The sequence below is a fragment of the Variovorax sp. J31P207 genome (assembly GCF_030316965.1).
Classification (GTDB): Bacteria; Pseudomonadota; Gammaproteobacteria; order Burkholderiales; family Burkholderiaceae_C; genus Variovorax; species Variovorax ginsengisoli_B.
The window spans coordinates 59,272-70,545 of sequence record NZ_JASZYN010000023.1; the positions used below are offsets into that span (position 1 = coordinate 59,272).

7 protein-coding genes are annotated in these 11,274 nt (G+C 69.8%); 1 reads left to right on the forward strand and 6 read right to left on the reverse strand.

The window, feature by feature from the left end:
• Position 1 precedes the first annotated feature (1 nt).
• From QTI68_RS38405 to QTI68_RS38430, 6 genes are all read right to left on the reverse strand, one after another.
• On the reverse strand, positions 2-877 hold the full coding sequence (locus QTI68_RS38405; protein ID WP_286529552.1) for a biotin-independent malonate decarboxylase subunit beta: 876 nt from the start codon (positions 875-877) through the stop codon (positions 2-4).
• Positions 874-1,215 (reverse strand): malonate decarboxylase acyl carrier protein, encoded by a 342-nt coding sequence (mdcC, locus tag QTI68_RS38410; RefSeq protein WP_286529553.1) that lies wholly within the window; start codon positions 1,213-1,215, stop codon positions 874-876. The genes QTI68_RS38405 and mdcC overlap by 4 nt, the downstream gene beginning before the upstream one ends.
• A 14-nt stretch (positions 1,216-1,229) precedes the next feature.
• Positions 1,230-2,912, reverse strand: a complete 1,683-nt coding sequence (mdcA, locus tag QTI68_RS38415; RefSeq protein ID WP_286529554.1) for a malonate decarboxylase subunit alpha — start codon at positions 2,910-2,912, stop codon at positions 1,230-1,232.
• Between the two features lie 9 nt (positions 2,913-2,921).
• Positions 2,922-3,686, reverse strand: a complete 765-nt coding sequence (gene madM, locus QTI68_RS38420) for a malonate transporter subunit MadM (protein ID WP_286529555.1) — start codon at positions 3,684-3,686, stop codon at positions 2,922-2,924.
• A gap of 4 nt (positions 3,687-3,690) precedes the next feature.
• The gene (gene madL / locus QTI68_RS38425) at positions 3,691-4,107 is read right to left on the reverse strand and encodes a malonate transporter subunit MadL (protein WP_286529556.1); all 417 of its coding nucleotides are present in this window, start codon (positions 4,105-4,107) and stop codon (positions 3,691-3,693) included.
• A 144-nt stretch (positions 4,108-4,251) separates the two neighbouring features.
• Positions 4,252-5,166 (reverse strand): LysR family transcriptional regulator, encoded by a 915-nt coding sequence (locus QTI68_RS38430; protein WP_286529557.1) that lies wholly within the window; start codon positions 5,164-5,166, stop codon positions 4,252-4,254.
• Positions 5,167-5,296: 130 nt separating this feature from the next.
• On the opposite strand from QTI68_RS38430, the gene uvrA reads away from it, so the two are divergent.
• The gene (gene uvrA / locus QTI68_RS38435) at positions 5,297-11,101 is read left to right on the forward strand and encodes an excinuclease ABC subunit UvrA (RefSeq protein WP_286529558.1); all 5,805 of its coding nucleotides are present in this window, start codon (positions 5,297-5,299) and stop codon (positions 11,099-11,101) included.
• Positions 11,102-11,274: the final 173 nt, after the last annotated feature.

Below are 11,274 nucleotides of genomic sequence, written 5' to 3' on the forward strand. Positions count from 1 at the left end.
CTCATGCAGGCCGCAGTGCGCGCACCGCGGCCACGTCCAGGTCGGGCACGCGGTCGGCGCCCGCAATGCCCAGGTGGGCCCAAAGCGCAATGGCGTCGTCGCCGCCGTCTTCCGCCAGCGGGTCGCGCAGGCGCGCAGCGAGCAGGGCGTGCTCGGCCTCGAGCGTGGCGAGCGAAACCGGCTTCGAGGCGCCGATCGCATCGATGGCCGCGTCGCGGAAGGCGGCCACGTCGTCTTCCACGAGCGCGTCGCAATCGCCGGTCAGCCAGCGGTGCTTGCCGCCCGTGGTGCGCCACACCAGGGCGCGGTCGCGCGAGTCGAATTCCTCCACCCCGTGCGAGGCCTCGATGACTTCGGGCCCGGACATGGCGAGCCGCCCGACATCGCTCATCACGATGTGGTCCGCGCAGCGCGCGACGATGCCCATGCCGCCGAAGCAGCCGTTCGCGCCGCCGATCAGCACCACCACCGGCACGCCGGCCGCGCGCACGTCGAGCACGGCGCGCATGACCTCCGACACCGCGATCAGGCCGGCATTGGCCTCGTGCAGCCGCACGCCGCCCGACTCCGCCAGCAGCAGCACCGCCGCCGGGCGGTCGCGCAGCGCGCGGCGCAGCAGGCCGACCAGCTTGGCGCCGTGCACCTCGCCGACGCCGCCGCCCATGAAGGCGCCTTCCTGGGCGGCGACGAAGACCTCCAGCCCGCCCAGCGTCGCCCGGCCGATCGCGACGCCGTCGTCGAAGGACGACGGCACGCCCAGCTGCGCCAGATGCGGGCTGGTGAGGCGCTCGGCCGGCGGCAGCCATTCGTGGAAGCTGCCCGTGTCCAGCAGTTGCGCGACGCGTTCGCGCGCCGAGCATTCGGCGTAGCTGATCATGGCCGTGCTCCTTGCGCCGCCGCCGGCAGTTCGGCCACGGCCTGGTCCAGCCGCAGGCTGACGACCGCGGGTGTCGCGCCCATGTCGTTGATGGCGATGCGCACGCCGGCCAGCGGATGCCGATCGTGGAAGTCGCCGAGCACGGCCTCCCAGATCGGGCCGAAGCCGCGTGCCGAGGTCTCGATGCGGACCGTGCAGCCGTCGCCGCCGGCCGCTTCGAGCAGCACCTCCAGGTTGCCGGAGCCGACGACGCCGACCAGCACCGGCGCGAAGGCGCCGGCGGGTCGGGTGCCGGTGAAGGAGAAATCGAGGGCTTCGAGCCCCGCGGGAATGGTCATGGTCGTTCTCCGGATCACCAGTTTCTGAATCGCTTGGGGGGCTGGTAGAGGCCGCCCGAGGCCCGCACCAGGTCGCGCATGCTGCGCGCGGCCAGCAGGTTGCGGGTGGCCTGGCGCGGATCGATGCCGAGGTCCTCCGGCCGGCGGATCACGCCGCGGTCGCGCAGGTTCTCGACCGCGCGCCGGTCGCGCGCGAGGCCGACCGCCGTGTAGCCGGCCACGCCGCGGATCGCCTGCTCGCGCTCCGCGTCGGTGCGGCACAGCAGCAGGTTGGCGATGCCTTCCTCGGTCAGGATGTGCGTCACGTCGTCGCCGTAGATCATGATCGGCGGCAGGTCCATGCCGGCCTGCTCCTGCAAGGTCCAGGCATCGAGCCGGTCGACGAAGGCCGGCTGCATGTGCTCGCGGAAGGTCTCGACCATCTGCACCACCAGCTTCTGCCCGCGCGGCGTCCCGGCGGCGCCGCTGCGTCCGGCGCGTGCTTCCCGTCCGGCCTTGAGCCACGCGGGGCTCGCATGACGCCGGCCGCGCGCGTCGGCGCCCATGTTGGGCGCGCCGCCGAAGCCGGCGATGCGGCCCAGCGTGGCGGTCGAGCTGTTGCCGTCGAGGTCGATCTGCAGGGTCGAGCCGATGAACAGGTCGCAGGCATAGTGGCCCGCGGCCTGGCACAGGGCGCGGTTGCTGCGCAGGCTGCCGTCGGGCCCGGTGAAGAACACATCGGAGCGGGCGCGGATGTAGTCCTCCATGCCCAGCTCCGAGCCGAAGGAGTGCACCGATTGCACCCAGCCGGCTTCGATCGCGGGGATCAGCGCCGGATGCGGGTTCAATGCCCAGTGCTTGCCGATCTTGCCCTTGAGCCCCAGCGACTCGCCGTAGGTCGGCAGCAGCAGCTCGATCGCCGCGGTGTCGAAGCCGATGCCGTGGTTGAGGCGCTGCACGCCGTACTCGGCGTAGATGCCCTTGATCGCCATCATCGCCATCAGCACCTGGATTTCGCTGATCTGCGCCGGATCGCGCGTGAACAGCGGCTCGATGAAGTTGGGCCGCGGCGCCTTGACGACGAAGCTCACCCAGTCGGCGGGGATGTCGACGCGCGGGAGCGTGGTGGTCCTGCCGTCCACCAGTTCGTTCACCTGCGCGATCACGATGCCGCCCGAGAACGCCGTGGCTTCCACGATCACCGGCGTGTCCTCGGTGTTGGGACCGGTGTAGAGGTTGCCCTCGGCATCGGCCGCGTGCGCCGCGACCAGCGCCACCTGGGGCGTGAGATCGACGAAGTAGCGCGCGAAAAGCTCGAGGTAGGTGTGGATCGCGCCGATTTCGATGCGCCCCGCCGACACCAGCTTGGCCAGCCGCGCGCCCTGCGGCCCAGAGAAGCTGAAGTCCAGCCGCGCCGCGACGCCGTTCTCGAACACGTCGAGATGTTCCGGCAGCGCCAGCACCGACTGCACCATGTGCAGGCCGTGCACCCGCGCCGGATCGACCTGCACCAGCGCCTTGGCCAGGAAGTCGGCCTGCTTCTGGTTGTTGCCTTCGAGGCAGACCCGGTCGCCCGGCTCCAGCACGGCTTCGAGCAGCCTGCCGATCGCTTCGGTGGCGACCCGTTTGCCGCTGAGTTGCGTGCCCAGTGCGCCGGCCGCCCGCGCGAGGCGCGCGGCGCGGTTGTCGGCCTTGATGTTCCAGTTCGTGCGTTCCATGGGATGCCCTCAACCCACCAGTGCCTTGGTGGCGAAAAACAGCAGCGACGGGCCCAGCAGGCAGCCGAGGCCGGTGTGGAAAGTGGCGACCAGCGCGCCGTACGGCACCAGCTTGCGGTCGGTGGCGGCCAGTCCCGCCGACACGCCGCTCACCGTGCCGGCCAGGCCGCCGAACACCATCGCCGAGCGCGGCGTCTTCAGGCCGAGGAAGCGCGCCGCGATCGGCGTGCCCACCATCACGAGGATGGCCTTGACCAGCCCGGTGGCGATGCTCAGCGCCATCACGTCCGGGCTGGCGCCGATGGCCGCGCCCGTCACCGGGCCGACGATGTAGGTCACGGCGCCGGCGCCGATGGTGGTCATGCTCACCGCATCCGAGTAGCCGAAGCTCCAGGCGATGGCGGCGCCGACGATGAAGGGCAGCACCGTGCCGAGCAGCAGCGACACGACGCCGATCAGCCCGGCCTTGCGCGCCTCGGTGGCCTGCACCTCGAACGCGGTCGCGACGATCGCGAAGTCGCGCAGCATCGCGCCGCCCATCAGTCCGATGCCGCCGAACAGTGTCATGTCGGCCAGTCCCTTGTGGCCGCCGGTCTGGGTGCCGCCCCAGTAGGCGAGCGCCAGGCCGATCACGATCGCGATGGCCGAGCCGTGCACGCGGCCGAAGGTCAGCCGGCGCGAGATCTGGCCCGACAGCAGGATGATCAGGCCGACCACCGCGAAGGCGGTCACGAGGCCGTTCTGGATCGCGGCTTTTTCGAGGATTTCGATCATGGTGTCACTCCGCTTCGGTCAGGAGGGGGTTGTCGTGCAGGATCGGTGCGCCGTCGGTCTGCGCCTGCGGCCGCTCGGTTCGATTGATGACGGCGATCACGCAGGCACAGACCGCCACCGCGGCGATGGCCGACAGCAGCGCGACCGGGCCGCCGCGCAGCGCCGACACCATGTCCTGCTGCGCCGCCATGGCGACGACGACCGGGATGTACAGCGCGCCCCAGTACTCGACGCCGAGTTCCGTCAGCTTCGGCAGCATGTTGCGCCGCTGCATGTAGATGCGGGCGAAGATCAGCAGCAGCATGGCGATGCCGACGCCCCCGACGTTGGTCTTGACGCCGAGCGCCTGGCCCAGAAGATCCCCGAGAAAGATGCCCAGCAGGTGGCACACGGCCAGCAGGGCGGTACCGAAAATGATCATCCGCTTGTCTCCTTGGATTCGCCGTCCGGAATCGCGGCGCTGTGGAGACGAACGGTACCGGCGGCCCCCGTCCCGATCAATTAACGGAGGACGGAGACGCTTACGCCGCGTGAAACGGTCGCGGGTAAACCCTGGGCGGCAGCGTCAGGAGAGATCGGCCTTCGAGCTGCGGCACAGCGCCAGCAGGGCCAGCAGGTTGGGGTCGCGCTCGCGCGTGCGCAGGAAGTTCACCGCGATGGTCTGGCGCACCAGGTACTTCGCCTGCAGCGGAACCAGCCGGACGTTGTGCGGCAGCGCGCCGCGCACCCGTCCGGGCAGCAGGGTGTAGCCCACGCCGCCGCTCACCAGGTTCATCAGCGAGAAGATGTCGCCCGTCTGCATCACCACGCGGGGTGCGAACTCGGCGATGCGGAACGATTCCATGAAGCCGCTGTAGGTCACGAAGCCTTCGGACAGGCTGACGAAGTGCTCGTCGGCGCAGGCGCCGAGGTCGACCTCCTTCATTCCGGCGTAGCGGGAGTCGACCGGCGCGGCGAAGAAGATGTCGTCCTCGAACAGCGGCTCCGATTCGACGTCGGGCGCCTCGCCGGGGATTGCCATCAGCACCGCGTCGACGCCGCCGTCGCGCAGCTTCTGCAGCAGGTCGGCGTTCGAGCCGAGCACCAGCTCGGTGTGGAGCTCGGGCAGGCGCTGCTTCATCCCCATGATGACCTTGGGCACGGTCCGGCTGGTCAGGGAATAGAGCGACCCGATGCGGATCCGGTCGGCCGAATAGCCCGCCACCTCGCGCGTCGCCCGGATGCCCTCCGACAGCGTGCGCACCACGTCCCGGGCGACGTCGGCCAGCGTCTTGGCGGCGTCCGTGGGCAGCAGGTTGCGCCCCTCGAGCCGGAACAGCGCGCAGCGGGTGCCGGTTTCCAGCGAATGCAGGGCCCGGTGCACGCTGACCGTGCTGATGTCGAGCCGCTCGGCCGTGCGCGCGAGGTTCCCGGTTTCCATGAAGGCAAGCAGGATCTCCAGCTTGCGGAAGGTGATTTCTTCGTCGACGAGGAAGGTCATATGTGTCCGTGTGTAATTATTTCGTGCACGGTCCGGCGGGGAAGCCCCCGCATAGCGCGCAACCATACGCCCACGCCGGCGCGGGCCGCGGCAGCTTCCTAGAATGTCTGCCCCACCCCGCAAGGCATTCATGACACAGGGCTCCATCCGGATTCGCGGTGCACGTCAGCACAACCTCCAGAACCTCGACCTCGACATCCGCACCGGCGAGATGACGGTGGTCACCGGGCCGAGCGGCTCGGGCAAGTCGAGCCTGGTGTTCGACACCCTCTATGCCGAAGGCCAGCGGCGCTATGTCGAGACCTTCTCGGCCTACGCGCGCCAGTTCCTCGACCGGATGGACAAGCCGGCGGTCGACAAGGTGGAGGGCGTGCCGCCCGCGATCGCGATCGACCAGACCAATCCGGTGCGTTCCTCGCGCTCGACCGTCGGCACCATGACCGAGCTCAACGACCACCTGAAGCTGCTGTTCGCGCGCGCGGCGCAGCTGTTCGACCGCGAGACGGCCCTGCCGGTGCGGCACGACTCGCCCGATTCGATCTACGCCGAACTGCAGTCGCGCGCCGCCGCGGCCGGCGATCCGCGGGTGGTCCTGACCTTTCCGGTCGAACTGCCGGCCAGCACCTCGGCCGACGAGGTGACGCAATGGCTGTCGGCCAGCGGCTTCACACGGGTGCAGGCCGAGCGCGAGGTCGCGACCCCGACCGGCCCGCGCAAGGTGCTCGACGTCGTGGCCGACCGCTTCCGCATGGCCAACGCCGAACGGGCCCGCGTGGTCGAGGCGATCGAGGTGGCGCTGAAGCGCGGCAGCGGGCGCTTGACCGTGTATGCGGTGGCGGCCGAGGAGGGCGCCGAGCCCGATATCTGGAAATTCTCCACCGGCCTGCACTGCCCGGAGAGCGACATCCGCTACACCGATCCGATCCCCTCGATGTTCTCGTTCAACTCGGCGGTGGGCGCCTGCGAGACCTGCCGCGGCTTCGGCCGCGTGATCGGCGTCGACCTCGGCCTGGTGATTCCGAACGACAAGCTCACCTTGCGCGCCGGCGCCATCAAGACGATCCAGACGCCGGCCTGGAAGGAGGCGCAGGACGACCTCATGCGCCACGCCGAAGACGCCGGCATTCCGCGCGACACACCCTGGAACAAGCTCACGGCCGAGCAGCGCCACTGGGTGATCGAGGGCTCGCCGAACTGGAAGGGCAAGTGGAACCAGCAGTGGTATGGCGTGCGCCGCTTCTTCGCCTACCTCGAGAGCAAGGCCTACAAGATGCACATCCGCGTGCTCTTGTCGAAGTACCGCAGCTACACGCCGTGCCCCACCTGCGCCGGCGCGCGGCTCGAACTCGAGAGCCTGCTGTGGCGCATCGGCAGCAAGGAAGACGCCGACGCCGTGCTGGCGCCGTCCAAACGTTTCATGCCGGTCGGCGCGAAGTGGTCGCGCGAGCAGCTCGAGGCCCTGCCGGGCCTGTGCCTGCACGACCTGATGCTGCTGCCGATCGAGCGCCTGCGCCGCCTCTTCGACCGCATCGAAAGCCACGGCAACAGCAGCACCGCGAGCGAGGGCGACATCCAGGCGCTCAAGCTGCTGTTCGAGGAGATCACGACCCGCCTGCGCTACCTGCACGACGTCGGCATCGGCTACCTGACGCTCGATCGCCAGAGCCGCACGCTGTCGGGCGGCGAGGTGCAGCGCATCAACCTCACGACCGCGCTCGGCACCTCGCTGGTCAACACGCTGTTCGTGCTCGACGAGCCGAGCATCGGCCTGCATCCGCGCGACATGAACCGCATCACCGAGGCCATGCTGCGGCTGCGGGACGCCGGCAACACGCTGGTGGTGGTCGAGCACGACCCGGCCGTGATGCTGGCGGCCGACCGGGTGATCGACATGGGGCCGGGCCCGGGCATCCGGGGCGGCCAGATCGTCTTCGACGGCAGCACCGATGCGCTGCGCGATGCCGAGACGCTGACCGGCCAGTACCTGGGCGGGCGCAAGCAGATCGGCATGGGCTTCCGCCGCATGGTCAGCGACAACACGCCGCGGCTCATCCTCGAAGGCGTGCGCGAGCACAACCTGCAGGACATCACGGTCGAGCTGCCGCTGTCGCGGCTGGTCTGCATCACCGGCGTCAGCGGCTCGGGCAAGTCGACCTTGGTGCAGGACGTGCTGGCGCCGGCCCTGATGCGGCACTTCGGCAAGGCGACCGAAAGCCCGGGCGCGCACGACCGCATGCTGGGCGCCGATCACCTGAGCGACGTGGTCTTCGTCGACCAGTCGCCGATCGGCAAGACGGCGCGCTCCAATCCGGCGAGCTATGTCGGCGCCTGGGACACGATCCGGGAGATCTTCGCCACCGCGGCGCTGTCGCGCCAGCGCGGCTACACGGCCTCGAAGTTCAGCTTCAACAGCGGCGACGGCCGCTGCCCGACCTGCGGCGGCTCGGGCTTCGAGCATGTCGAGATGCAGTTTCTGTCGGACGTCTACCTGCGCTGCCCGGACTGCGACGGCAAGCGCTACCGGCCCGAGATCCTCGAGGTGATGATCGAGCGGGCCGACCGCAACCTCAACGTCGCCGACGTGCTCGACCTCACGGTGGCCGAGGCCGCCGCCGCCTTCGGCAACGACCGCGAGGTGCTGCGCGTGCTGCAGCCGATCGTCGACGTCGGCCTCGACTACGTGAAGCTGGGCCAGCCGGTGCCGACGCTCTCGGGCGGCGAGGCGCAGCGCCTCAAGCTCGCGGGCTTCCTGGCCGAGGCGGCCAAGAGCGGCAGCGCCAGCAAGCAGCCGCTGGCGCGCAAGGGCACCTTGTTCCTGTTCGACGAGCCGACCACCGGACTGCACTTCGACGACATCGCGCGCCTGATGCGGGCGCTGCGCAAGCTGCTCGACGCCGGCCATTCGCTGGTCGTGATCGAGCACAACCTCGACGTCATCCGGGCCAGCGACTGGATCATCGACCTCGGGCCCGAAGGCGGCGAGGGCGGTGGCCAGGTGGTGGCGGTTGGCACGCCCGAGCAGGTGCGCGAGAACCCGGTCTCGCTGACCGGCGCGGCGCTGGCCGACTACGAACTCGCGGTCGGGCCGGGCGCCTACAAGGTGGCGGAACGCGCGGCGCGGTCGTATGCGGCGCGGGTGCAGCCGGCGCAGGGGCGCGACGCGATCCAGATCGTCAATGCGCGCGAGCACAACCTCAAGAACCTGTCGGTCGACATCCCGCGCGGCAAGTTCAGCGTGGTCACGGGCGTCAGCGGATCGGGCAAGTCGACGCTGGCCTTCGACATCCTGTTCAACGAAGGTCAGCGGCGCTACCTCGAATCGCTCAATGCCTATGCGCGCAGCATCGTGCAGCCCGCGGGCCGGCCCGAGGTCGATGCGGTCTACGGCATTCCGCCCACCGTCGCGATCGAGCAGCGCCTGTCGCGCGGCGGCCGCAAGAGCACGGTCGGCACCACCACCGAGGTCTGGCATTTCCTGCGCCTGCTGTACGTCAAGCTCGGCATCCAGCACTGCATCCATGACGGCGCGGCGGTGCAGCCGCAGACGCCCGACAGCATCGCGGCGCAGCTGCTGAAGAACTTCAAGGGCCAGCATATCGGCCTGCTGGCGCCGCTGGTGAGCAACCGCAAGGGCGTCTACACCGAGCTGGCCGATTGGGCGCGGCCGCGCGGCTTTACCCATCTTCGGGTCGATGGCGAATTCCTGCCGACCACGGGCTTCCCGCGCATCGATCGCTTCAAGGAACACAGCATCGAGCTGCCGGTGGCCAGCCTTGACGTGCTGCCGGCGCAGGAGACCGAGCTGCGCCAGGCGCTGACCAAGGCGCTCGAACACGGCAAGGGCGTGGTCCACGTGCTGAGCAACCTCACGGGCCTGCGCGCCGCGATGATGGCCGGCGCACCGACGCGCGGCATCGGCCACGCGCATGTGTTCTCGACCTTGCGCGCCTGCCCGGTGTGCAGCACCAGCTACGCGGAGCTCGATCCGCGGCTGTTCTCCTACAACAGCAAGCACGGCTGGTGCCCCGACTGCGTCGGCACCGGCGTCAAGCTCACGAAGGAGCAGCGCAAGGTCTATGACGACTCGGTGATGGCCGACGACCAGAAGGGCCGCGAGCAGACCTTCGCCGAGCCCGAGGCGGAGGACGTGGGCGACGTGGCCTGCCCGACCTGCGAAGGCACGCGGCTCAATGCGACCGCGCGCGCCGTGCTGTTCGGCGAGGGCGGCGGCATCGGGATCACCGAGCTCGCGCGCATGAGCGTGACCGACATCCGCGTCTGGTTCGAGAACGTGGTGCTGAGCGGCCGCCAGGCCGAGATCGCGCGCGACCTGGTGCCCGAGATCAAGAGCCGGCTCGAGTTCCTCGAGGAGGTCGGGCTGGGCTACCTCACGCTCGACCGCGGCGCACCGACCCTGAGTGGCGGCGAGGCGCAGCGCATCCGGCTCGCGGCGCAGCTCGGCAGCAACCTGCAGGGCGTCTGCTACGTCCTCGACGAGCCGACCATCGGCCTGCATGCGCGCGACAACCAGATCCTGCTCGACGCGCTGCACAAGCTCGGCGACAAGGGCAACACGCTCGTGGTAGTCGAGCACGACGAGGACACGATCCGGCGGGCCGACCACATCATCGACATCGGCCCGAGCGCGGGCAAGCGCGGCGGCCGGCTGGTGGCCGAAGGCAGCGTGGCCGACATCGAGGGTGCCGGCGATTCGCAGACCGGCCGCTACCTGCGCGACGCGATCAGGCATCCGCTGCAGCCCCGGCGCGGGGTGCCTGCGCCCGAGCCGGGTGCCCCGGGCTGGCTCAGCGTGAGCGGCGCCGACCTGCACAACCTGAAGGATGTCGCGGTCTCGCTGCCGCTGCATCGCTTGGTGGCCGTCACGGGCGTCAGCGGCTCGGGCAAGTCGACCCTGGCGCGCGACGTGCTGCTGGCCAACGTGTACGCGGTGGTGGTGCAGCGCATGACCAAGGCCGGCCGCGATGCAGATGCCGCGGGCAAGCATCCGAAGTGGGTGGGCTGCAGCGCGGTCGAGGGCTACGAGACCATCGACCGCGTGCTCGAGGTCGACCAGACGCCGATCGGCAAGACGCCGCGCAGCTGCCCGGCGACCTACATCGGTTTCTGGGACACGATCCGCAAGCTCTTCGCCGACACGCTCGAAGCCAAGGCGCGCGGCTACGGCCCGGCACGCTTCAGCTTCAACACCGGCGAAGGCCGCTGCCCGGGCTGCGACGGTGCCGGCGTGCGGACCATCGAGATGAGCTTCCTGCCCGACGTCAAGGTGGCCTGCGAGGTCTGCCACGGCGCGCGCTTCAACCCCGAGACGTTGGCGGTCAGCTGGCGCGGCAAGAGCATCGGCGACGTGCTGCAGATGGAGGTCGACGAGGCGGTCGAGTTCTTCGCCTCGATGCCCAACATCAGCCATCCGCTGCAGCTGCTGAAGGATGTCGGACTCGGCTACCTGACGCTGGGCCAGCCGTCGCCGACGCTGTCCGGCGGCGAGGCGCAGCGCATCAAGCTGGTGACCGAGCTCAGCAAGGTGCGCGACGACGTCACGCGGCGCGGCAACAAGGCGCCGCACACGCTCTACGTGCTGGACGAGCCGACGGTGGGCCTGCACATGGCCGACGTCGAGAAGCTGATCCACGTGCTGCACCGGCTGGTCAACGGCGGCCACAGCGTGGTGGTGATCGAGCATGACCTCGATGTCATCGCCGAGGCCGACTGGCTGATCGACCTCGGGCCGGAAGGCGGCAACGGGGGCGGGCGCGTCGTGGCTGCAGCGCCGCCGGAAGAAGTGGTGAAGCTGGGCACGCATACGGGCGTGGCGCTTGGGCCGGTGCTGGCGCGTTCGCGGGAACAGCATGTGGTGCTGACGCTGCCGGTGCAGGAAGCGGCGGGGTCTTCTGTGAAGGTCCGTAGGGAAGCTTGACTGTTCTTTTGAACTTTGTTCGTTGACTCTGGAGGGGGCGCCCGGCATGCGGTGCGGGCCGTGCGACCCCACTGCGCCGGCCCTTCGGGCTCCCTTGCGGTGCTCGCTTCAGGCGGGGTCCACGCGAAACTCGCTTCGCTCAAACACGCGCGGCCCTGATCCGCCTGAAGCTG